Source organism: Zoogloea dura, from assembly GCF_012927165.1.
GTDB classification, from domain to species: Bacteria; Pseudomonadota; Gammaproteobacteria; order Burkholderiales; family Rhodocyclaceae; genus Zoogloea; species Zoogloea dura.
Window position 1 is genome coordinate 50,685 of record NZ_JABBGA010000008.1, and the last position, 22,526, is coordinate 73,210.

Consider the following 22,526-nt stretch of genomic DNA (forward strand, 5'->3'; position numbering starts at 1 on the left):
GGCTCCAAGTCAAACCCGGTAACGACGGGCCGGGACGTCGGCGCGCCGTTGCCGGTGTTGCGGCTCAGAGCTTTTCCACGGCCTCCCGCACCCGGTCCGGTTCGTCCAGCTTGAGCAGGCGCTGCACCTTGGGGGCCAGGTCGCTGGCATCGGCGCGCAGGATGGCCTGCTTGACCTCCAGGATCTGCGCCGGATGCATCGAGAACTGGCGCAGGCCCATGCCGATCAGCAGCCGGGCACAATCGGGATCGCCGGCCATCTCGCCGCACACTGAGACCGGCACGCTGGCCTTGATGCCGGCCTGGATGGTCTGGTGGATCAGGCGCAGCACCGCCGGGTGGAGCGGGTTGTAGAGGTGGGCGACGGCCTCGTTGCCACGGTCGATGGCGAGGGTGTATTGGATCAGGTCGTTGGTGCCGATGGACAGGAACTGCAGGCGCTTGGTGAAGGCGCCCAGGCACAGGGCGGCGGCCGGGACCTCGATCATGCCGCCGACCGGCACGGACTCGTCGAACTTGATCTTGCGCTCGCGCAGCTGGGCCTTGGCCTTGTCGAGCAGGATCAGGGTCTGATCGATCTCGTGGCTGCTGGCCAGCATGGGGATCAGGATCTTGAGCTTGCCGAAGTGGCTGGCCCGCAGCAGCGCCCGCAGCTGGGTGAGGAACATCTTCGGCTCGGCCAGGCAGAAGCGGATGGCGCGCAGGCCCAGGGCCGGGTTGTCCTCGGCCCGGGAGGCGCCCTCGAGTTCCTTGTCGGCGCCGACGTCGAGGGTGCGCACCGTGACCGGCTTGCCGGCCATGGTCTTGACCACGGACTTGTAGGCCTCGAACTGCTCGTCCTCGTCCGGCCAGGTGTCGCGGCTCATGAACAGGAACTCGGTGCGGAACAGGCCGACACCGTCGGCTTCCACGCCCTTCGCCTGCACGGCGTCAGGCGGCAGCTCGATGTTGGCGAGGATCTGCACCTCCTCACCGTCGAGGGTGGCGGCGCGGGTGGACTTGAGGCGCTTGAGCTTGGACCGTTCTAGCTCGACAGCGGCCTTGCGCAGGCGGTATTCCTCGAGCACCCGCTCGTCGGGGTCGACGATGACGACACCACGGGTCCCGTCGATGATGATCAGCTCGTCGTCCTTGACCACGTGGCGCACGTGGCGCAGGGCGACCACGGCAGGGATGGACAGGCTGCGCGCGACGATGGCGGTGTGGCCGGTGGGGCCGCCCGCATCGGTGATGAAGCCGGCGACGGCGTGGTCCTTGAAGCCGATGGTGTCGGTGGGTGAGAGGTCGTGGGCCACCACGATGGTCCCGAGCCCGTCCTTGCGCTTGGGGGGCAGGTGGCCAGGGTGGCCGAGGAGTACCTTGACGACCCGTTCCACCACCTGCACCACGTCGGACTTGCGTTCCCGCAGGTAGGCGTCCTCGATCGCCTCGAACTGCTCGACGAGCTGCTCCATCTGCTGCACCAGGGCCCATTCGGCATTGGCGCGGCGGGTCCGGATCAGGTTCTCGGCGGCATCGACGAGCATCGGGTCTTCGAGCAGCATGATGTGCATGCCGACGAAGGCGTCCACCTCGGAGGGGGCCGCGCCGCTGCTGGTGGCGGCCTTCAGGCCGGCCAGCTCGACCTTGACCCGGTCGACCGCCTTGTGGAGGCGCAGCACTTCCGCCTCCACGTGCTTGGGGGCGATCGTGAAATGGGCGACTTCGAGCAGGGCATGGGATACCAGGTGGGCATGGCCGATGGCGATGCCCTGGGAGACGGCCAGGCCGTGGATTGTGAAGCTCATCGGCACCTCCCCTTGGCCGGGTGGGCCGGGGGCGTCATTCTCCTTCCCCGAACTTGTCCGAGATGAGGGCCTGCAGGGCGGCCATGGCGGTGTCTGCGTCGGCGCCGCTGGTGTCGATGGTGATGGTGCTGCCCTTGGCGGCGGCCAGCATCATGACGCCCATGATGCTCTTGGCGTTGACGCGCTTGCCGTTGCGTTCAAGCCAGACTTCGCACTGGTAGGCGCTGGCGGTCTGGGTCAGCTTGGCGGAGGCGCGGGCATGCAGGCCCAGCTTGTTGATGATTTCTGCTTCCTGGCGCGGCATCGGTGTGTTCTTCCTGTCTTCCTCGAGGTCTCTGGGATGCGGTCTGATTATTCTTATGTCGTGGATCGGCGGCCTGCCTACTTCATATGCACGACGCCCTCGCAGGCGCCAGCGACAGCTTTCTTGACCAGCACTTCCATGTTCCGTTCCCGGTAAGTGATGGCCCGCAGCAACATGGGCAGATTGACCCCCGCCACGCCCTCGATGCGCCCTGGCTCCAGGAGCTTGGCCGCCATGTTGGCCGGCGTGGCGCCGAGGATGTCGGTGAGGATCAGGGTGCCGTCTCCACTATCGACCGTGTTGAGCAGGCGGCGGGCCAGGGGCAGGACGTCCAGCGGGTCGTCCTGGCCGGACACCCCCAGTTGCATCATCTGCGGCGGACGGCGGTTCATCACGTGGCAGGCGCACTGGATGAGCGACTCGCCGAGGCTGCCGTGGGTGATGAGGAGGATGCCGATCATGCGGGCCATTCTAGCCGAAGGGCGCGCCACCGCGGGCAGGAACACGGTGACAATGCGTATGCAAACGTTGCTGCGCTGCAGCGGGAAACCGGGTCGCCAGAGGACTGGCGGGGGTCTAGTCGGGCATTGTTTCCAGCTGCATTCCCTCGCCGGGCTGCAGGCGGTCGCGCAGGGCGCGGGTGACCATGATGTGTCCTTCCGCATCCACCCGCAGGGCGTGTTCGATGCCATAGCGGCGGGCATAGTCCCGCCACTGCTCGCCGGCCAGGTAGACGGGTTTGCTTGCCGCGTCGGAAAGGGTGCCTGCGCCGGGACGCGGTGTGACCAGCACGGTGACCGCCCGGGTGCCTTCGGCCGGCTGGCCGCTGCGGGGGTCGAGCAGGTGGCAATAGCGTTTGCCGTCCAGCTCGAAGAAGCGCTGGTAGTCGCCGGAGGTGCCGATCGCCTCGCCGTCGCGCAGGGGCAGGCTGGCCAGGGGGCGCGGTTCGCGGGGGTGCTGGATGCCGACCCGCCAGGGCTGGTCGCCCTTGCTGCCGAGGGCCATCAGGTTGCCGCCGATGTTGATCAGGGCATTGTGGATGCCACGCTGGCGCAGGATGGCGGCGGCCCGGTCGATGGCATAACCCTTGGCGTAGCCGCCCAGGTCGAGTTGCACGGCCGGGTTGCGGCTGCTCACCGTGCTGCCGCTGATCGTCAGGTCGGCCATGCTCGGGTGGGCCTTCACCTCGGCCGCAAGGCGGGCCGGATCGGGCCGTACCGGTTTGAAGCTGTCGGTGTGAAAGCCCCACAGGGCGATCAGCCGGCCGAGGGCGGGGTCGAACAACTGGTCGCCGGTCGCGGCAATGCGTTGGGCATCGCCGAGCATGGCGGCCAGCTCGCTTGATACCGGGATGTTCTGCCGGCCTGCGGCGATGGCCTGGTTGAGGGTGGTGAGCTCGGAGGGCTCCCAGGCATGGTAGCTGCGGTGCAGGCGGTCGAATTCCTGCAGGACGTCGGCCACCGCGGCCCGGGAGCGCTCTTCGGAGGCATCCCAGGTGAGGATCTCGACCCGCGTGCCGAAGACGTAGGACTCCTGCTGGTGCAGGCTTTCCCGCTGGCAGCCGGCGAGCAGCAGTCCCGTGAGGCACAGGGCCGCCAGCGAGGCGGCGGCCCGGCGTATCAGGCGCATGCCTCCTCGAGGGCGTCGATGACCGCCCCGGGAACGTCAAAGCCCATCTGGGCGGTGATCTCGACCATGCAGGTGGGGCTCGTGACATTGATCTCGGTGAGCCGGTCGCCGATCACGTCGAGGCCGACGATCAGGAGGCCGCGGGCCCACAGGATGGGGGCGAGATACTCGGCGATGGCGCGCTCGCCGTCGGTCAGCGGCATGGCCACGCCGCGGCCGCCGGCGGCCAGGTTGCCGCGGGTCTCGCCGGCCATCGGGATGCGGGCGAGGGCGTAGGGGATGACCTTGCCACCGATGATCAGCACCCGCTTGTCGCCACCGGAGATGGCCGGCAGGTAGGCCTGCGCCATGATGGTGCGGCGCTCGTCCTGGGTGAGGGTCTCGATGATGACGTTGCGGTTGGGGTCGTCCGCCCGCACCCGGAAGATCTGGCTGCCGCCCATGCCGTCGAGGGGCTTGAGGATGGTGTCGCCGTGGGCGTCGATGAAGGCGTTGATGTCCACCGCCGCGCGGGCCACCCGGGTGGCCGGGGTGAACTGCGGGAACTCGGTGATGGCGAGCTTCTCGGAGTGGTCGCGGATCGAGCGGGGGTGGTTGAAGACCCGTGCGCCGGCCTGGGCTGCCCGTTCGAGCAGCCAGGTGGCGGTGACATATTCGAAGTCGAAGGGCGGGTCCTGGCGCATCAGCACGGCATCGAAGGCAGTGAGGGGCAGGACGGCCTCGTCGCCGGCGATGTACCAGGCGTGATCGTCATCAGTGGGCGTGAGGGCCAGGGCCCGCGCCGAGACCACGCCGCCCTCCCAGATCAGGGCTTCCCGGCGGATGGCGAAGACCTGGTGTCCCCGGCGGGCCGCGGCCCGCATCATGGCGATGCTGGAGTCCTTGTAGGCCTTGAGCTGGTCGAGGGGGTCGAGGATGAAGGCGAATTTCATGGCCGTTCCGGGTGAAGGCATTTTTCAGGGAGGGCGCGCAGGGCAGGGCGGTGGAGGCCGCCCTGCTGCGGCGATCAGGCGGCGGCTTCTTCGAGTACGGCTGGCTCGGTGGCCTCGATCTCGATGGCCGCGGCCAGCAGGGCCAGGCGGGCCACCACGCCGTAGGCGTAGAAGCGGTTGGGCGGTGCGTCGGGGCCCTGGTTGCAGTCGGGCAGGCTGCAGGGGGCTTCGAAGGCGAGCGGCTCGAAGTGCATGCCCGGGGCGTTGAGGTTCTCGTCGCGGCCGCGCTGGGTGTGCACCCGGTAGAAGCCGCCCACCACGTAGTGATCCATCATGTACACGACCGGCTCGGCGACGGCGTTATTGACCGTCTCGAAGGTGTGTACGCCTTCCTGGATGATCACGTCGTGGACTTCCAGGCCTTCCTTGACGACGCTCATCTTGTTGCGCTGCTTGCGGTTGAGGCCGATCAGCTCGGAGGCGTCCTTGACCGTCATCACGCCCATGCCGTAGGTGCCGGCGTCGGCCTTGACGACCACGAAGGGTTCGTCGCTGACCTCGTATTCCTTGTACTTGGCGCGGATGTTGTCGAGCATCGCGGCGACCTTGTCGGCCAGCTCCTGCTCGCCGGTGCGGGCGTGGAAGTCGAGCCCCGAACAGGTGTCCCAGGCCGGGTTGATGCGCCATGGGTCGATGCCGATGGCGGCGCCGAAGTCGCGGGTCACGCTGTCGTAGGCGGCGGCGTGGTTGGACTTGCGGCGGGAGTGCCAGCCGGCATGCAGCGGCGGGATGACCCACTGGTCGTGCAGGTTCTGGAGCTGCGCCGGGATGCCGGCGGAGAGGTCGTTGTTGAGCAGCACGGCACAGGGGTCGAAGTCCTTCAGGCCGAGGCGGCGGCCGTGGCGTTCGAGGGGCTCGAGGGTCAGGCTGCTGCCGTTGGCGAGCTCCACCACGGTGGGCTCGGTGATCTCCGGCAGCAGGCTGCCGAGGCGCACCTCCAGGCCGGTCAGGCGCAGGATGGACACCAGCTTGGCCACGTTCTGCAGATAGAACTGGTTGCGTGTGTGGTTTTCGGGGATCAACAAGATGGAGCGGGCGCCGACGCAGATGCGCTCGATGGCGGCCTGGGCAGCCTGCACGCACAGGGGCATGAAGGCATCGTTGAGGTTGTTGAAGCCGCCCGGAAACAGGTTGAGGTCGACCGGGGCGAGCTTGAAGCCGGAGTTGCGCAGGTCGGTCGAGCCGTAGATGGGCGGCAGGTGCTCCTGCCACTGGGTGCGCATCCAGCGTTCGATGGCGCAGGCGTTGTCGAGGAAATGGCGTTCCAGCTCCAGCAGGGGGCCGGTGAGCGCGGTGGTGAGATGGGGAACCATGGGACCTCGCGAACTGTTCTCGGGTGGGCGGTGCGTCGGGGTGCCCGACGGAAGGGAGTGCGTCGTGGACCTGCGCTGCCCGTGTTTGTTCGCGGGATGTTACACCATCCGTCGGCAGGCCCCGTCAGGCGGCGCTCCCCGACGCGGGGTGGGCAGGAGGCAGGAAGCTGCGGAAGCGCTCGGGCAGGGGGGCGTTTTCGAGGCTGCGCTGGGTGAACAGATAGCGTCCGTCGCAGACAAAGCCCAGGTCCTTCCAGTCCACCTCGTTGAGGGCGTCGCGGAAGGCTTCCAGGTCGATCGCCGGGTCGTGGGGAAAGATGCCCAGCACCGCGCCGTCGAAGTGGGTGCAGGCGTGGACGAAGAAGGGGTGGTTGCGGCGGGTCTTGGTATTGACGTAGATGCGCGGCGCGTCGGTCTGGGGATAGCCCCGCCCCCAGTGCCACCAGTTGTTCTCGTCGAAGCGGCGGATGCGCCGGGCCAGCAGGCGGGTCTTGTGCGGCAGCAGGGCGGCGGGCGGCGGGTCCGTGGGGGCGACCCAGATCATCCGCCGGGTCTGCCCGTTGCGCACGGTGGCGGAATTGACGAAATCCCGGGTCCCCGCCGTGGTGCTGGCGAACACCGGGTCGGCCCCGGAGACGGCACCGACCCTCACGCTGGCCACATCGGCCAGGGCCAGGCCGTATTCGCCCTTGGAGAAAAGCAGGTGCCCCGCGCATTCTGAGAAGTGGCGATACACCCAGGGCGGGTGCTCAAGGCTGTGGGCCAGGTCGTCACTCTGGCCGAGGTGCGCGCAGGCGGTGTGATGGCAGGTGTTGCCCAGTTCAAAACGCCAGATCAGGCAATTGGGCACCGCGTCGGCAAAGACCCGCGCGTCGCCCAGGTCGATGGCGTGGGTGATGGTGCCGCTGGCGTGCAGGCGCCGGTTGAGGTTGCGCGCGCTGGTGGACTTCAGGAAGTCCCGCGGGGTGATGAAGATCAGCTCGCCGCCGGGAGCCAGGTGGCGCAGGCATTTCTCGATGAAGAACAGGTACAGGTTGCTGCGCCCGTCGAAACCGTCCCGCCGCAGCAGCGCCCGGGTGGCCGGGGAGATGTCCTGGTAGCGCACGTAGGGCGGGTTGCCGATCACGGTGTCGAATTTCTCGCTCTCCGGGTAGGCGAAGAAATCCATGTTGAGCGCGCCGGCCGGGCACTGCCGGGGGTCGAGCTCGATGCCTACCGCATGGTGGAGGTGGCGCAGGAAGGCCCCGTCGCCACAGGAGGGCTCCAGCACCCGGCCGGCATTCCTGCGCAGGCGCAGCATGCTGCGCACGATGCGTTCGGGGGTGAAGACCTGGCCGAGGGCAGAGGCCGCGACGTCGAACGCGGCAGGGGGCGCTGGAATGGGAGCTGCGGGCATCAGGGTGGACGGGACGGAAGCTGCGGCATTGTGCAGGAAGTCGTTGCGGGCGGGTAGCCCCCGCCGCCGGGGGGCGACGATCTGCCTGGCCGGGCAAACCGCGAAAGCATGGAGACGCTCGTAAATCAAGGTTTTGCGCGCTTTTTGGGGTAATTCATTTGTGATAATTTATTATGCCGTAAGAAAATTCAAGCCCGGCGCAATGCGACCGGGCCTCAGACGTCAATCATGGTCCCCCAACAATTTGAGCGTATTTTCTCCCTGCCCTTTGTGCTGGGAGGCAGGCAGGTCCTGGCAAAAAAGCTGCCCCTGACGGTCCGGGAGATCACCCTCGCCGAGGCGCTGGGTGGTGCCGATGGCGACATTCTCTCCCTGTCCGCCGTGCCGGCCCCGTGCGCCGGCAGCCTGCTCTGCAACATCCCCGATCCTGGCTGGCGCACCCATACGGTGTATGACGACAGGGTTGCCTGCGTGCTGTCGCGGGACACCTGGCATTACCTTTCGCTGGCCGGGAGCTTCGATGGCTTCATGGCCAACCGTTATTCGGAGAAGAGCCGCGAGTCCTTCGAGCGTGAAGAGGGCCGGCTCATGGCCCGCTGCGGTGGAGAGCTGGTGCTGCGTGAATACCGGGATGCGGCGGGCGCCACGGCGGATTTTGTCCGCGCGGTCGAGCGCATCCGCGCCGTGTGTGCAACCCCGCCACCAGCCTTGCCGGAGAAGGACCGGCGGAGGCCGGCGAGGGATGGGCGCGGCTATGTGCTGTTTGCGGCGGATGAGCCGGTCGCCTACCTGCGCCTCGGCCGCCTGGACGACATCCTGTGGTATCTGGGGGCCGGCGAGCGGGACGATTATCGCAGCAGGTCGGCGGGGAGCCTGCTGCACCTGCAGGTGATCCGGCGCCTGTTCCAGGACGGGGAATGCCGCTATCTCGACTTCCGCCCGGGCGACAGCGAGGTCAAGCGCCAGTTTGCCAATGGCGCCTTGCGCAGCGCCGTGCTGCTCAACCTCCGGCCGACCCTGTTGAACCGGGCCTGGCTGGCGGCCTTCGTGGCCAACCGGCGAGCGGCTGTGCCCCGGGGCGGGAGCCTTGCCGCGCTGGCCGAGTCCGGGCAGCTGGCGCTGCGCGGGGCCTTGTCCGGCACCGGTTGAGTGGTTGCCGGGGCTTCAGTCGGCGAGAAACAGCATCAGCAGTTCGTTGAGGAAGCGCCGGCCCTTGAGGGTCGGGCGCAGGGTGTCTCCATCGGTCTCGACCAGCCCCTGGCGCCGGGCCTGGACCAGGCCGGCCTCGGCGGCTTCCAGCGGCAGGCCGGTACGTTCGGCAAACAGCCGCAAGGGGAATCCGCCGTTCAGCCGCAGGGCATTCATCATGAACTCGAAGGGCAGGTCCTGGGCACCCAGGCTGCGCCTGTCCTGCACGAATGCGCCGCTGTCCTTGGCTGCCAGATAGGCGGTGGGGTGGCGGGGGCGGGTCTCCCGGACGATGCCCTCGTGGGAAGAGAGCTTGCCGTGGGCACCGGCGCCTATCCCCAGGTAGTCGCCGAAGGTCCAGTAGTTGAGGTTGTGGCGGCATTCCCGGTTTGGGCGTGCGAAGGCCGAGGTCTCGTAGTGCGTGTAGCCCGCTTCGCCAAGCCGCGCTTCGATGCGTTCCTGCATGTCGGCCGAGGCGTCCGGGTCGGGGACTTCGGGTGGATTGGCGGCGAAGGCGGTGTTCGGCTCCAGGGTGAGGTGGTAGCAGGACAGGTGCTGGGGGCCTAGGGCCAGGGCGGTGGCGAGGTCAGCCTCCGCCTCCATCAGGCTCTGGCCGGGCAGGGCGTACATCAGGTCGAGGTTGACCGCCTCGAAATGCTTGAGCGCCGCTTCGGCTGCGGCGATGGCGTCGTGACGCCCGTGGATGCGGCCGAGGGCCTGGAGGTGTCCTTCATGGAAACTCTGGATGCCCACCGACAGGCGGTTGATGCCGGCCTGGCGGAAGGCTGCGAAGCGGCCTGCGTCCACCGTGCCGGGGTTGGCCTCGAGGGTGATCTCGGCCATCGGGTCGAGGAGGATCCGCATGCGTACGGCAGTGAGCAGTTCGTCGAGTCCGTCCGGGCTGATCAGGCTGGGGGTGCCGCCGCCGATGAAGATGCTGTGAACCCGTCGCCCCCAGATCTGCGGCAGCGCGCTTTCCAGGTCGGCGATCAGGGCGGCGATATAGGCGGCTTCGGGGATGCCCTCGTCCTTGACGGAGTGGGAATTGAAGTCGCAGTAGGGGCACTTGCGCACGCACCACGGGAAGTGGATGTACAGCGACAGCGGCGGCGAGGCACTGAGGCTGGGCTGCCAGCCGCCGGCCTTGGGGGCGGCGGCCTTGGGCGTGATCGGAATGATCCGGGGTTCGGGCATGGGGCGGAGGCGCTCAGGTGGGCTCGGCGCGGAGGCGGTCGAGCAGCTGGCGGAAGGCGTTGCCCCGGTGGGACAGCATGTTTTTGAGCTCGGCGGGAATCTCCGCCGCGGTCTGTTCCAGCTCGGGCACGAAGAACAGCGGGTCGTAGCCGAAGCCGGCAGCGCCCCGCGGCGCGTCGAGGATCTCGCCGTGCCACTCGCCGCAGGCGATCAGGGGCTGCGGGTCTTCCGCGTGGCGCAGGAGGGCCAGCACGCAGTAGAAGCGGGCCCGCCGGTCGGCTTGTCCGGCCAGCTTCTCGAGCAGCAGGGTGTTGTTGCGCTGGTCGGACTTGGGTTCGCCGGCAAAGCGGGCCGACAGCACGCCCGGCGCGCCGCCCAGCACTTCGACGCACAGCCCGGAGTCGTCCGCCAGGGCCGGCAGGCCGGTCGCCCGGGCGGCGTGGCGGGCCTTGGCGATGGCGTTTTCGACGAAGCTGGGGTGGGGTTCCTCGGCTTCGCTGACATTGAAGGCCGACTGGGGCAGCACCTCGATGCCCAGGGGGGCGAGCAGGGCGGAGAGTTCCTTGAGCTTGCCGGCGTTGCCGCTGGCGAGAACGAGTTGTTTCATGGCGGGCCTCGCTGTGCAGATGGCTCAGGCAGGGATGCCGAGCGCCTTTTTCTGTTCAACGACGAGTTGGGCGATGCCGGCGCCGGCAAGTTCCAGCAGGCTGTCGAGTTCGGCGCGGGAGAAGGGGCCTCCTTCGGCCGTGCCCTGCACTTCGACGAAGCCGCCGCTGCCGGTCATCACCACGTTCATGTCAGTTTCGCAGTCCGAGTCTTCAGGATAGTCGAGGTCCAGCACCGGGGTGCCCTTGTAGATGCCCACCGAGATGGCGGCGACGAAGTCGCGCATCGGGTTGGCAGCCAGCTTGCCAGCCTTGACCAGGCCGTCGAGGGCTTCATGCACGGCGATGCAGGCGCCGGTGATGGAGGCGGTGCGGGTGCCGCCGTCAGCCTGCAGAACGTCGCAGTCGATGGTGATCTGGCGCTCGCCGAGGGCTTCCATGTCCACCACGGCGCGCAGGCTGCGGCCGATCAGGCGCTGGATCTCCTGGGTGCGCCCGCTCTGCTTGCCCTTGGCGGCCTCCCGCGGGCTGCGGGTGTGGGTGGAGCGCGGCAGCATGCCATACTCGGCGGTCAGCCAGCCTTGGCCCTTGCCCCGCAGGAAGGGGGGCACGCCCTCTTCCACGCTGGCGGTGCACAGCACGCGGGTGTCGCCGAATTCGATCAGGACCGATCCTTCGGCATGCCGGGTGAAGCCGCGGGTGATGCGGATGCTGCGGAGTTGATCGGGCGTACGGCCGCTGGGGCGGGCCTGGAAGGAGGCGGATTGGGTCATGGCGGTTGAGGGCGGATCGTTGCGGTAGGGGGGCAGCCCGGCGAGTGCGGGGCGCGGGCATTGTGCGGGGCATCTCCCCGGCCGGCAGGCCGGGGGCTTACTTGAACTTGTGGATGGCGGCGTTGATTTCCCGGATGGCCCGTTCGATCTCGTCTTCGCTGAGGTCTTCCTGATCGCCCCGCTTGTTGCGTCCGAAGCCTTCCATCTGGGTGGTGAAGGCGTCGGCGGGCATGGTGCGGGTCGACACGGTGTCGGGGGTGTCTTCCTGGTGATCGTCGTGCCAGGTCATGGCGATCAGGGACATGTTGTCGCACTGGGCGCCGCCGAGGGTCTCGGCCTCGTTCATCAGCGCCGGGACGGCGTCCATGACCCGGCCGTCGGCCAGGGTGCGTACCAGGTCATCGGTCTCGAGGGGGCCCCAGACGCCATCCGAGCAGATGGCTAGGACGTCGCCGTTCATGAGTGCGGTGCCCCGGGAGAACTCGATCTGGGGCGGATGGCTGCCGCCCAGGCAGCTGAAGATCCGGTTGCGTCCCGGGTGCGAGGCTGCGGACTCGGCGTCGAGCAGGCCCTGGTCGAGCATCAGTTGCACTCGGGAGTGGTCGCGTGTCTGGGCCAGCAGGCGACCGCGCCGGATCAGGTACAGGCGTGAATCGCCGGCGTGGGCCCAGTGGGCGATGCCATCCTGGATCAGACAGGCCACGATGGTGGTGCGCGGGATGTCCGAGAGGTTCTTGTCGAAGGCGTAGTCGAGGATCGCGTGGTGAGCATTGCTCAGCACCCGCGACAGGAAGAGCACCGGGTCGGCCACCTTGGGGCGGGCTTCCTGCTGAAAGGACTGGGCGATGAACTGTACCGAGATCTGGGCTGCGATCTCGCCATAGAGGTGGCCGCCCATGCCGTCGGCCAGCACCAGCAGCAGGGCGTCCCGCGTGTAGGAGTAGGCCACGCGATCCTGGTTGGTGCGTCGTTTGCCGATCCGGCTTTCCTGGAAAATGGTGAATCTCATGTACGACCCATCATGGTTTTGATGCGGGAGCCCAGTCCCTCCAGCCAGCTCTTCTGCTGGGGCGGGGCTTCCCGATGGCGCTGGGCGAGGACCTTCTGCAAGGCAAAACAGCTTTGCGGGCGCTTCAGCGGATCCAGCTGGAGGCACCAGTCGATGGTCGCCAGGAAATGGGGGGAGTACTCGCCCGCCCAGGCCTTGACGGCGGGTTCGACCGTGTCATGTTTGATGCGTTCGTCCGAGCGCTGCGGCGAGGTGCCGGCCAGGCAGGCATACATGCTGGCTCCGACGCTGTAGATGTCGCTCCAGGGGCCAAGGGACTCGCGGTTGCCGAATTGCTCCGGCGAGGCGAAACCGGGTGTGTACATCGGCTTCAGGATGGGGGTGTCGGACATCAGGGTCTGGCGGGCGGCGCCGAAGTCCAGCAGGACCGGCGTGCCATCGTTGCGCAGGTAGATGTTCGACGGCTTGATGTCGAGGTGCAGCAGCTTGTGGGAATGGACTTCCCGCAGGCCGTTGAGCATGCGGGTGAACACGCCGCGGATGAAGCGCTCGCTGACCCCGCCCTTCTTGCCCTTGTTCTTCTGGATGTAGTCGTGCAGCGTCCGGCCCCGTTCGAACTGCATCACCATATAGACGGTGCCGTTGGCGCGGAAGAAGTTGAGCACCCGCACCACGTTGGGATGCACCAGCTTGGCGAGCGCCCGGCCTTCTTCGAAGAAACACTTCATGCCGTAGCGGAATGCGCCCTGGTGAGCCTCGGTGACGTGCGGCGTCACCTCGCCCTCACCGCGCAGGGCCAGGGAGTTGGGCAGGTATTCCTTGATGGCGACCGGCGTGCCGTCCTGGTCGTAGGCCAGGTAGACGATGGAAAAACCGCCCAGCGACAACTGTCGCTCGACCCGGTAATGGTCGAGCTGGAATCCGGAAGGAAGGGCGCAGTTTTGTTGAGTGGCCATCGGGCGGAGCGCTACACTTCGACTTTTGGTGGTGTTCGGGGGGGCTAGTTTACCCTTGGATCGCCGCGCTATCTCGGGAAAAACAGGATGATTCACAGCATGACGGGTTTTGCCGTCCAGACTCGCGATCTGGGCCGCGTAGCCTTGCACCTCGAACTGCGGAGCGTCAATTCCCGCTACCTCGACCTCGCCTTCCGCATCAATGATGACCTGCGCCAGGCCGAACCGGCCCTGCGGGAAGCCATCACCGGCCGGCTCAGCCGCGGCAAGGTGGAGATTCGCTTCAATCTGCAGACGAAGGATAGCGCACCTCGCGACCTGTCGATCAATGCAGCCTTGCTGGAGCAGCTGCGCACGGCCCAGTCTGCGATCCAGGCGGCCCTGCCGGCCGCGGCGCCGCTCAGTGTCGGCGAAGTGCTGCGCTGGCCGGGGATTCTGGCCGACGACAGCCTGGGCTTCGATGCCTTGCAGCCCGAGATCGGCCCCCTGATCCGCGTCGCCCTCGACGAGTTGGTTGCCAGCCGCCGCCGGGAGGGCGAGAAACTCGCCGAGATGATCCGAGGCCGCATCCTGCGCATGCGCGAGCTGGTGGCGACCGTGCAACCCCGCGTGCCGGCGCTGGTGACCGAATATCAGGAGAAGCTCGCCACCCGCCTGCGGGACGCGGCGGCCACCCTGGACGAAGACCGCATCCGCCTCGAAGTGGGCCTGTTCGCCCAGCGGGTGGACGTGGCCGAAGAATTGTCCCGCCTGAGCACCCACCTCGATGAGGTGGAGCGCATCCTGAAGGCCGGTGGCTCGGCCGGCAAGCGGCTCGACTTCCTGATGCAGGAGCTCAACCGCGAGGCCAACACCCTCGGCTCCAAGGCCATGGCGGCAGACATGACGGCAGTGGCCGTCGAGCTGAAGCTGGCCATCGAGCAGATGCGCGAGCAGGTGCAAAACATCGAGTGATTGATTCCGGGATGCTGTTGGCCATGTTTTCCTGTTGCCGGCTCAGGGCATCTGCTGGGATGGTGTGGGTGTGTCCATAAGTCATTTCGCCGGGGCCGGCGGGATGGGCGTGTCGGCGGGGGATGTCCTGGCCTGGCAGGCCGATTTCGAGGCGGGTCGATTCATGTCTGCCGTGGAGCGGGCACGCCGGCTGGTCTCGAGCTGTCCGCGGGATGCGCGGGCCTGGCAGTTGCTGGGATTGGCCCTGGGGTTTGCAGGCGAGGCGGGCGAGGCCGAAGGCTGCCTTGAGGCGGCCTGCCGTCTCGACCGGAGCGATGCCGCCCTGTGGGACGCCCTGGGCGTGGTGCGCATGCGCGCCGGGCATCATGCTGAGGCAGCCCGTGCCTTCCGGCGCAGTCTGCAACTGGCGGCGGGGGTGGCCGCGGTGTGGGTGAACGCGTCCCAGAATGCACTGGCCGGTGGGGAGCCGGGCGACGCTCTGCGCTTTGCCGAGCGCGCGACCGGCCTGGCGCCCGGCTTGCCCCTGGCCCAGTTTGCGCGGGGCAATGCCTTGCATGCCGTTGGCCGGAGCGAGGAGGCGCTGGTGGCGCTGGCCGCGGCGCTGAGTCTCCAGCCGGGCCTGGCGATCGCCCACCAGAGCCGGGGTAATGTGCTGGCGGCGCTGGGCCGGCATCGGGAAGCTGCCGAGTGCCAGCGGCAGGCGCTGCAGTTCGACCCGACGTTGCAGCCGGCCCGGATCAATCTGTCTGCGCTCCTCTGCGTCCTCGGCGATACCGCCGGAGCGATCCGGGAGGCCCGGCTCGTGCTGGATCATGACCTGACCGCTTTTGCTGCATGGAGCAACCTTCTTTACGCTCTGGTGCACGACGAGGCCAGCGGCGCGGCCGTGATTGATGCCGCCCACCGGGACTTCGGGCGCATGGCCGAGGCATGTTTCGGACTGCCAAAAGGCGGCTGGCGGGTGAGCCGGGAGCCGGGGCGACGCCTGCGTGTGGGGTTCGTTTCCGCGGATCTGCGCGATCATCCGGTGGCCCGCTTTCTGCTGCCGGTCTGGCGCCATCTCGATCGGGAGGGCTTCGCCATCCTGGCCTTCTCGGGTACTGCGGCGGACGATGCGGTGGCGGTCGAACTCCGCGGGCTGAGTGACGAATGGCACGAGGTGTCCCGCCTGTCCGACACCGCACTGGATGCACTGGTCCGCGAGCGCCGGGTGGACATCCTGTTCGACCTGTCGGGTCATACAGCGGGCAACCGGCTGGCCGTGTTCGCCAGGAAGCCGGCACCGCTGCAGGTGACCTGGCTGGGCTATCCCGGCACGACCGGCCTGTCGAGTATGGATATCCGGCTGGTGGATGCGACCCTGGCTCCGCCGGGGCGTTTCGATGCAGCCTTTGCCGAGCGGTTGTGTCATCTGCCCCAGGCCACCGCCTTTGAGCCGCCGGCCGGCTTGTCGCCCGTGGCGCCTGCGCCGTGCATGGCCCGGGGCCACATTACATTTGGCAGCTTCAACCGGGCGGGCAAGCTCACCGATGCCACGCTTGCCCTGTGGGGCCAGGTGCTGAGCAGCCTGCCGGATGCCCGCCTGCTGATCGCCGCAGTGACCGATGAAGGAGCTGCGGACGGGATCCGCCAGCGTCTTGCGGCGGAGGGCGTTCTGCCGGAGCGTCTGCGTTTCGCCGGACGCCTCAGCCTGCCGGACTACCTCGCCTTGCATGCCGAGGTGGATATCGCCTTGGATACCCAGCCGTTTTCGAGTGGCACCACGGCCAATTTCGCCCTGTGGATGGGCGTGCCGACCCTCACACTGAGTGGCGAGCGTTTTGTCCAGCGTCTGTGCGCCAGCCGTCTGGCGGCTGCTGGCCTGCCTGGTTTCATCGCCTGGAGCGATGAGGAGTTCGTGGCCAGGGCCTGCCATTGGGCTGCTCACCCCGCCGAACTGGCGGCCCTGCGTGACAGCCTGCGCGAGCGCATGACTGTCCAGGCCGAACGCCAGCCCGCTGAACTGACGCGAGCCCTCGAAGGCGTGCTGAGGGAGGCCTGGACAGCGTTCTGTGCGGCTCCGTCGGAGGAGGTGGAATGATCCTGTTGATGCCGGGTAACTGGCAGCCGAGCCCGGCGCATGTGCAGCGCCTCGAGGCCTTGGTAGGCGCGGGCCGGGTGGTGCAGGCCTTGAGTGAGGCGGAAGCCCTGGGGGCGGCCGGTTCTGCCGAGATCATCGTCGGTCATCGCTATCTGCGTCAGGTGTTGCCCCATGCGCCGCACCTGGCCTGGGTGCAGACCACCGCCGCGGGAATCGATCAGCTGCCCGTTGCCGAGCTTGCCGTGCGCGGGGTTCGCCTGACCCGCAATCCCATGAATGCCGAAGCGATAGCCCTTCATGCACTGGCCCTGCTGCTGGCCCTTGTGCGCCGCCTGCCCGAGGCCTTCGCCGCCCAAGGGCGAGGGCAATGGGCGGCGCCCATGGTGATGCAACGCCTGCCCCGTCAGGTGCTGCTGCTGGGGATGGGGGCCATCGGCCTGGCCCTTGCGCCGCGCTTGCGCGCGCTGGGCATCCGGGTGCTTGGCTGTGCCCGGCGGGCCACGCCGGAACGGCTGGCCGCCTGCGACGCCTTCGTGGGTGCGGACGCCTGGCGGGACGTGCTGGCGGAATGTGATGGGCTGGTCCTTGCCCTGCCTCTTGCGCCTGCTTCCGTCGGCCTGGTGGATGCCGCGGTACTGGCGCGCCTGGCGCCTGGTGCGCTACTGGTCAATGTGGCCCGGGCTGGTCTGGTCGTGCAGGCCGATCTGTTGTCCGCCCTCGGGAGTGGTCGGCTGGGTGGGGCTGCCCTGGATGTGCTGGACCCGGTGCCCCCCGTGGACGATGCCCTCTGGCGCGTACCGGGCCTGATCATCACGCCCAAGGTGGCGGCCTACCACCCGGACATGCAGCAGGACTTCGAGGTGTTCATGGAGGGCCAGCTCGCGCGCTACCTGCAGGGAGATCGGCTGGTCGCCGAGGTGGCGCCATGAGCTACGGTGATGCCTTCGTGCTGACCCTGTTCACCCGGGATGGGGCCGTGGCGCTTGCGGCTGACCGGGCGGGCATCGACCGGATCGGTGTGGACCTGGAGCGCCTGAACAAGGATGAGCGCCAGGGCGGACTGGCTACCTGGATCTCCGATCACGCCGAGACCGACCTAGCCACCCTCGCCGGGCAGGTCTCCCCGGCGCGGCTGTTCGCCCGCTGCAATCCGATTCATGCAGGATCGGCTGACGAGATAGAGCGTCTTCTCGCCCTGGGCGCCCGGACGCTGATGCTGCCCTTCTTCCGCAGCGTCGATGAAGTCGCCCGCTTCGTGGACCTGGTGGCGGGGCGGGCCCACCCCGTGCCCTTGCTGGAAACCGCCGAGGCGGCCGCGGTGGCGGGGGCGATCTGCCGCATTCCGGGGCTGTCGGAGATCCACGTCGGGCTGAACGATCTGCGCCTTTCCCTGGGGTGGCCGACGCACTTCCATGTGCTGGTGTCCGGCCTGCTCGAAGCGTTGGCTGACACCATACTGGGGGCGGGCCTGGATCTGGCCGTGGGCGGTGTCGGCCGGGCCGGCGACAGGCATCTGCCCATCCCCGCCGACCTGGTCCTGGCTCAGTATCCCCGTCTCCGGGCGGGCGGAGCCCTGGTCTCGCGGGCCTTCTTTGCCGGCAGTGAGCCTCCTGAGCTGGCCCGCGATGTCCCTGCCCTGCGGCAGCGCCTCGACGAATACGCTGCGGCATCACCGGCCTGGCTGGCGGCCCGGCGCCGGGAGCTGGCGGAACGGGTGGGTGCACCGGAGGCGGGCGCCAGAAGGGGCTGAGCGCGTCTGCGCCAGTGCCGGTGCACGTGGTATATACCCCGGCTGCCTGCCCATCCCTCACCCGCTCCGAGGTCGAAGATGCTCGTCCTGTTGAAAGCCTTGGCCCGCCTGTCCGGCTGGTCGTCCCTGGTCTGCCGGCTGGCCGTCGTGATCCTGCGCAATCCACTGCGTCTGCTGGGGTGGAAGGCCTATGAGCGGTGGTTGCTCACGCTCCGCCTGCCCGTGGGGGGATTGGCACTGGCCAATGATCCGGCCATCGTCGAGGCGGTGTTGCGGAACCGGGACGGTGTGTTTCCCAAGAGCTCCCACCTCACGGCCATCCTGCGCCCCCTGATTGGTGAAGGGGTGTTCGGCCAGGGTGGTGGCGAGGCTGTGAAGGACATGCGTAAAGCCTATTTCCTGGCCCTGGCGGGAGTCCCGGGTGAGGAGGTGGAGCGTGTCTCACGCCGGCTCAGCCGGGAATACCTGGCGCGCTGGCAGGCGGCGCCGTCCGGTGTCGCAGTGCCGCGGGAGCTATCCAGGCTGACCATCGACATCGTTACCGAGTGTTTGCTCGGCGGTCGTTTCACGCCGGCCCAGAGCGAAGCCTTCGTGGATGCTTTCTTTACCTACCACCGACGGGCCAGCGCCTTCCTGCTGATGTGCTCCGGGAACGCGCTGCGGGACACGCCGGCACTGCTCGGTCGCATGGAGCTGGAGCCGGTGGGGCTGAGCCTGCGGGAGATGATTCAGGAGCGTTTCGTTACGCCCTGGCTGGATCGGCCCGAGGCTGCCTGGCCACCTTTCCATCGGCAGGTGCTGGATACCCTGCGTCGCACCTCCGGCGAGGTCGCCGATCGGGCAGTGCTGGAGGCGCGCCTGCTCGACGAGGTGGCGGTGATGATCCTCGCCGGGCACGAGACGACAGCCTCCGTGCTCAGCTGGTTGCTGTGGGAGCTGTCGGGTGGTGCGCTGCCGGATGGCGACCGTCCGCAGGCGGAGTCCGTCGATGCCCTGATCCAGGAGTCCCTGCGCCTCTATCCGCCGATCGCCTTCTTCCTGCGCGATGTGGAGGCGGTGACGGAGTTCCGCGGAAAGACACTGGCTGCGGGCAGTGCCATCCTCGTCTCCCCGTGGACACTGCAGCGCCACAAGGGCCTGTGGCAGGATGCCGAGCGCTTCTGCCCGGCACGTTGGCTGCGCAAGGAGGGCGCCGCCACCCACGACAGGAACACCTTCGTGCCCTTTGGTGGGGGCAGTCGCCTGTGCCCGGGCAAGCACTTCGCCGGGATCGAGATGCAGGCCATCGTGGAGGAGATTGTCTCCGGTGCCACACTCCGGCGGGTGGACTCCACGCCGCCACGGCCGCTCGGCGCATTGACCACCCGACCCCACTATGATTTCCGGCTGGCCTTCGGCGCGCCCTGACAGCCCCGGTCTGGTGCGCCGGGGGGCGTCGCTGGCACAATGCGGGGCTTCGAACCGAGCACCGCCGGGCGGACCATCACGGGTGTCCGCCGCGAGATAGAAAGCGCCATTCCATGCCAGGTACCCTCTTCATCGTCACCGCGCCGTCGGGCGCCGGCAAGACCACCCTCGTCAGCGGCCTGCTGACCCGCGATCCGCTGGTCAGCCTGTCCGTGTCTTACGCCACCCGTGCGCCGCGGCCCGGGGAGGTCGACGGCCAGCACTACCACTTCGTGGATGTGCCGACCTTCCGCGCCTTGCGCGACAAGGGTGAATTCCTCGAGTGGGCCGAGGTCCATAACAACTATTACGCCACCTCCAAGACCTGGCTGGAATCCCAGATCAGCTCGGGCAGGGACATCCTGCTCGAGATCGACTGGCAGGGGGCCCAGCAGGTGCGCAAGGTCTTTCCCCAGGCTGTCGGCGTGTTCATCCTGCCGCCCTCGGTCGAGGAGCTGGAGCGCCGTCTGCGCGGCCGCGGAACCGACAGTGAGGAGGTGATCGCCCGCCGGGTGCTGGGGGCCCGGGGAGAGATGCGCCATGTGGCGGAGTTCGACTACGTTATAATCAACGAAGACCTGTCCGCGGCCCTTGATGATCTGGTGGCTGTGGTACGGGCGTCCCGGCTCCGCTACGCCAACCAGGAGGCACGCAAGCCGGAGTTTTTCCATTACCTGGAACAGGACTGATATGGCCCGCGTTACTGTCGACGACTGTCTCAAACGAATCCCCAACCGCTTCCAGCTGACCCTGGCGGCGACCTATCGTGCCCGCCAGCTGACCGCCGGCGCCACCCCCCAGGTTGACCTGGACCGCCACGACAAGGACAAGCCCACCGTGATCGCCCTGCGCGAGATTGCTGCCGGCAAGGTGGGCGCCGAAGTCCTCAACCGCGGTCAGGCCTGACGGCCGCCCCGCGAGAGAGTGATGACATGGAATCCGCCGCGCCGATCCCGGTCAGTGGTAGCGGCGTTTTCCAGCCTCCCCCTTCCTGTGTGCTGCCTCTCGATTTCGGGCGCCTGCGTGCCCAGGTAGCGGCCTATCTGCGGCCCGAGGATATCGGCCGCATCGAAGCCGCCTACCATTTCTCCGCCGACGCCCATCAGGGGCAGCTCCGCAAGAGCGGCGAACCCTACATTTCCCATCCCGTCGCCGTCGCCGAGATCCTCGCCGGCTGGCACCTGGACTCCCAGGCCCTGTGTGCGGCACTGCTGCACGATGTGATGGAAGACACCCACATCACCAAGGCCGAGATCGCCGAGCGCTTCGGGCGCACCACGGCGGAGCTGGTGGATGGGGTGTCCAAGCTCGACAAGATCGAATTCCAGTCCCAGGAAGAGGCCCAGGCCGAGAACTTCCGCAAGATGCTGCTGGCCATGGCCAGCGACCTGCGGGTGATCCTCATCAAGCTGGCCGACCGTCTGCACAACATGCGGACCCTTGACCACATGCGGCCCGACAAGCGCCGCCGGATCGCCCGGGAAACCCAGGAAATCCACGCCCCCATCGCCAACCGGCTGGGGCTCAACAGCCTCTACCGCGAGCTGCAGGAACTGGCCTTCAAGCACCGCTACCCGATGCGTTTCGGGGTGCTCTCCAAGGCCATCCTGGCCGCCCGGGGCAACCGTCGCGAGGTGGTCGGCAAGATCCTGCTGGCCATCGAGGAGCGCCTGCCCCAATGGAACATCGAGGCCGAGGTACGGGGCCGCGAGAAGCACCTCTACAGCATCTACCGCAAGATGTCCGAGAAGCGCCTGAGCTTCTCCCAAGTGCTGGACATCTACGGCTTCCGGGTCATCGTCCCCGACGTGCAGACCTGCTACCGGGCGCTCGGGGCGCTGCACGCCCTCTACAAGCCGGTGCCGGGCAAGTTCAAGGACTACATCGCCATTCCCAAGGCCAATGGCTACCAGTCCCTGCATACCACCCTGATCGGCCCCTTCGGTACGCCGGTGGAGGTACAGATCCGCACCCACGAGATGAACCACATTGCCGAGAGCGGCGTGGCATCCCACTGGCTGTACAAGGAAGACGAAAAGACCCTGACCGAGCTGCAGCACAAGACCCACAGCTGGCTGCAGTCCCTGCTCGAACTGCAATCCACCTCGGGTGACTCCAGCGAGTTCCTGGAGCACGTCAAGGTCGATCTCTTCCCCGGCGAGGTGTATGCCTTCACCCCCAAGGGCAAGATCTTCGCCCTGCCGCGGGGCGCCACGGTGGTGGACTTCGCCTACGCGGTGCATACCGACGTGGGCAATCGCTGCGTGGCCGGGCGCATCAACGGCGAGTTGATGCCCCTGCGCACAGAGCTGCACAACGGCGATCAGATCGAGATCATCACCGCGGCCCATGCCAGCCCCAATCCGGCCTGGCTCAGCTACGTGCGTACCGGCAAGGCCCGTGCGCAGATCCGTCATTTTCTAAAGAACGCCCAGCAGGAGGAAGCCTCGACCCTCGGCGAGCGCCTGCTCAACCAGGCGCTGCGGCCTCACGGCCTGACCCTGGGGCAGGTCAGCATGTTTGCCTGGGACCGCTTCCTGAAGGAATTCACCCTCAACAACCGCCGTGAGCTGATGACCGACATCGGCCTCGGGCGTCGTCTGCCGGCCATCGTGGCGCGGCGCCTGGCCGAGATCCAGGACGTGGAGTCCGGCCGGGCCGACGTGGTCAAGCCCAAGCCCGCCGGCGCCATCCTGATCCGTGGCACCGAGGGTGTGGCGGTGCAGCTGGCCCGCTGCTGCCGGCCGATCCCGGGCGATCCGATCGTCGGCATCATCCGCAAGGGGCAGGGCCTGGAAGTGCACATGCACGACTGTCCGCAGGCCCGCAAGCTGCGCAGCGAGCGTGACCGCTGGATCGACGTGGAATGGGAGGCGTCCACCGACCGCCTCTTCGACGTGACCCTCAAGCTGCTCACCCAGAATGTGCGCGGGGTGCTGGCCAAGGTGGCCAATGCCATCTCCGAGCAGGACTGCAACATCCAGAACGTCAGCACCGATGGCGACCAGGGCGCCTATTCCACCATCTACATCACGCTGCAGGTGACACACCGCCTGCATCTGGCCAAGGTCATCCGCGGCATGCGCAACATCCCCGAGGTGGTGCGCATCAACCGCCTGAAGGGTGACCAGAAAGCCGGCTGAGGCTGATA

21 protein-coding genes are annotated in these 22,526 nt (G+C 67.7%); 9 read left to right on the forward strand and 12 right to left on the reverse strand.

Annotation, left to right across the window (positions count from 1 at the left end):
* Positions 1-64: 64 nt before the first annotated feature.
* From ptsP to HHL15_RS11735, 7 genes are all read right to left on the reverse strand, one after another.
* The gene (ptsP, locus tag HHL15_RS11705) at positions 65-1,786 is read right to left on the reverse strand and encodes a phosphoenolpyruvate--protein phosphotransferase (protein WP_169145949.1); all 1,722 of its coding nucleotides are present in this window, start codon (positions 1,784-1,786) and stop codon (positions 65-67) included.
* A gap of 34 nt (positions 1,787-1,820) precedes the next feature.
* Positions 1,821-2,090: an HPr family phosphocarrier protein gene (locus tag HHL15_RS11710; RefSeq protein WP_169145950.1), complete on the reverse strand. Its 270-nt coding sequence runs from the start codon at positions 2,088-2,090 to the stop codon at positions 1,821-1,823.
* Between the two features lie 77 nt (positions 2,091-2,167).
* Positions 2,168-2,551, reverse strand: a complete 384-nt coding sequence (locus HHL15_RS11715; RefSeq protein WP_169145951.1) for a PTS sugar transporter subunit IIA — start codon at positions 2,549-2,551, stop codon at positions 2,168-2,170.
* 115 nt (positions 2,552-2,666) lie between these two features.
* Positions 2,667-3,719 (reverse strand): FAD:protein FMN transferase, encoded by a 1,053-nt coding sequence (locus tag HHL15_RS11720; protein WP_169145952.1) that lies wholly within the window; start codon positions 3,717-3,719, stop codon positions 2,667-2,669.
* Positions 3,710-4,651: a glutathione synthase gene (gene gshB / locus HHL15_RS11725; protein WP_169145953.1), complete on the reverse strand. Its 942-nt coding sequence runs from the start codon at positions 4,649-4,651 to the stop codon at positions 3,710-3,712. The genes HHL15_RS11720 and gshB overlap by 10 nt, the downstream gene beginning before the upstream one ends.
* 74 nt (positions 4,652-4,725) lie before the next feature.
* On the reverse strand, positions 4,726-6,024 hold the full coding sequence (gene gshA, locus HHL15_RS11730; RefSeq protein ID WP_169145954.1) for a glutamate--cysteine ligase: 1,299 nt from the start codon (positions 6,022-6,024) through the stop codon (positions 4,726-4,728).
* A 124-nt stretch (positions 6,025-6,148) separates the two neighbouring features.
* The gene (locus HHL15_RS11735; protein WP_169145955.1) at positions 6,149-7,420 is read right to left on the reverse strand and encodes an Eco57I restriction-modification methylase domain-containing protein; all 1,272 of its coding nucleotides are present in this window, start codon (positions 7,418-7,420) and stop codon (positions 6,149-6,151) included.
* Between the two features lie 228 nt (positions 7,421-7,648).
* Between HHL15_RS11735 and HHL15_RS11740 the strand changes: the two genes are divergently transcribed.
* On the forward strand, positions 7,649-8,569 hold the full coding sequence (locus HHL15_RS11740) for a GNAT family N-acetyltransferase (protein WP_169145956.1): 921 nt from the start codon (positions 7,649-7,651) through the stop codon (positions 8,567-8,569).
* A 15-nt stretch (positions 8,570-8,584) separates the two neighbouring features.
* Here the strand turns inward: HHL15_RS11740 and hemW are convergent, their stop codons facing one another.
* The 5 genes from hemW to HHL15_RS11765 all read right to left on the reverse strand — a co-directional run bounded on the left by hemW (position 8,585) and on the right by HHL15_RS11765 (position 13,145).
* Complete coding sequence (gene hemW, locus HHL15_RS11745) at positions 8,585-9,802, reverse strand: radical SAM family heme chaperone HemW (RefSeq protein ID WP_169145957.1); 1,218 nt, start codon at positions 9,800-9,802, stop codon at positions 8,585-8,587.
* A gap of 13 nt (positions 9,803-9,815) precedes the next feature.
* Positions 9,816-10,409: an RdgB/HAM1 family non-canonical purine NTP pyrophosphatase gene (gene rdgB / locus HHL15_RS11750; protein ID WP_169145958.1), complete on the reverse strand. Its 594-nt coding sequence runs from the start codon at positions 10,407-10,409 to the stop codon at positions 9,816-9,818.
* 24 nt (positions 10,410-10,433) lie between these two features.
* Complete coding sequence (gene rph, locus HHL15_RS11755) at positions 10,434-11,180, reverse strand: ribonuclease PH (protein WP_169145959.1); 747 nt, start codon at positions 11,178-11,180, stop codon at positions 10,434-10,436.
* A 97-nt stretch (positions 11,181-11,277) separates the two neighbouring features.
* Positions 11,278-12,189, reverse strand: a complete 912-nt coding sequence (locus tag HHL15_RS11760; protein WP_169145960.1) for a PP2C family protein-serine/threonine phosphatase — start codon at positions 12,187-12,189, stop codon at positions 11,278-11,280.
* A complete protein-coding gene (locus HHL15_RS11765; protein WP_169145961.1) occupies positions 12,186-13,145 on the reverse strand; it encodes a serine/threonine protein kinase in 960 nt (319 codons plus the stop codon). The genes HHL15_RS11760 and HHL15_RS11765 overlap by 4 nt, the downstream gene beginning before the upstream one ends.
* 87 nt (positions 13,146-13,232) lie before the next feature.
* On the opposite strand from HHL15_RS11765, the gene HHL15_RS11770 reads away from it, so the two are divergent.
* From HHL15_RS11770 to HHL15_RS11805, 8 genes are all read left to right on the forward strand, one after another.
* Positions 13,233-14,099 carry a YicC/YloC family endoribonuclease gene (locus HHL15_RS11770; protein WP_169145962.1) on the forward strand — a complete coding sequence of 289 codons (867 nt, stop codon included), beginning with the start codon at positions 13,233-13,235 and terminating at the stop codon, positions 14,097-14,099.
* Positions 14,100-14,169: 70 nt separating this feature from the next.
* Entirely contained in the window at positions 14,170-16,179 is a 2,010-nt protein-coding gene (locus tag HHL15_RS26920; RefSeq protein WP_169145963.1) for an O-linked N-acetylglucosamine transferase, SPINDLY family protein, read from the forward strand.
* Positions 16,176-17,108 (forward strand): NAD(P)-dependent oxidoreductase, encoded by a 933-nt coding sequence (locus HHL15_RS11780; RefSeq protein WP_169145964.1) that lies wholly within the window; start codon positions 16,176-16,178, stop codon positions 17,106-17,108. Before HHL15_RS26920 ends, HHL15_RS11780 begins: the two co-directional genes overlap by 4 nt.
* A complete protein-coding gene (locus HHL15_RS11785; protein WP_169145965.1) occupies positions 17,105-17,929 on the forward strand; it encodes an HpcH/HpaI aldolase family protein in 825 nt (274 codons plus the stop codon). The genes HHL15_RS11780 and HHL15_RS11785 overlap by 4 nt, the downstream gene beginning before the upstream one ends.
* 78 nt (positions 17,930-18,007) lie before the next feature.
* Complete coding sequence (locus tag HHL15_RS11790; RefSeq protein ID WP_169145966.1) at positions 18,008-19,336, forward strand: cytochrome P450; 1,329 nt, start codon at positions 18,008-18,010, stop codon at positions 19,334-19,336.
* Positions 19,337-19,449: 113 nt separating this feature from the next.
* Complete coding sequence (gene gmk, locus HHL15_RS11795) at positions 19,450-20,064, forward strand: guanylate kinase (RefSeq protein WP_169145967.1); 615 nt, start codon at positions 19,450-19,452, stop codon at positions 20,062-20,064.
* Between the two features lies 1 nt (position 20,065).
* Positions 20,066-20,281: a DNA-directed RNA polymerase subunit omega gene (gene rpoZ / locus HHL15_RS11800; protein ID WP_169145968.1), complete on the forward strand. Its 216-nt coding sequence runs from the start codon at positions 20,066-20,068 to the stop codon at positions 20,279-20,281.
* A 26-nt stretch (positions 20,282-20,307) separates the two neighbouring features.
* Positions 20,308-22,518, forward strand: coding sequence for a RelA/SpoT family protein (locus tag HHL15_RS11805; protein WP_169145969.1), 2,211 nt, complete (start codon positions 20,308-20,310; stop codon positions 22,516-22,518).
* Positions 22,519-22,526 lie beyond the last annotated feature (8 nt).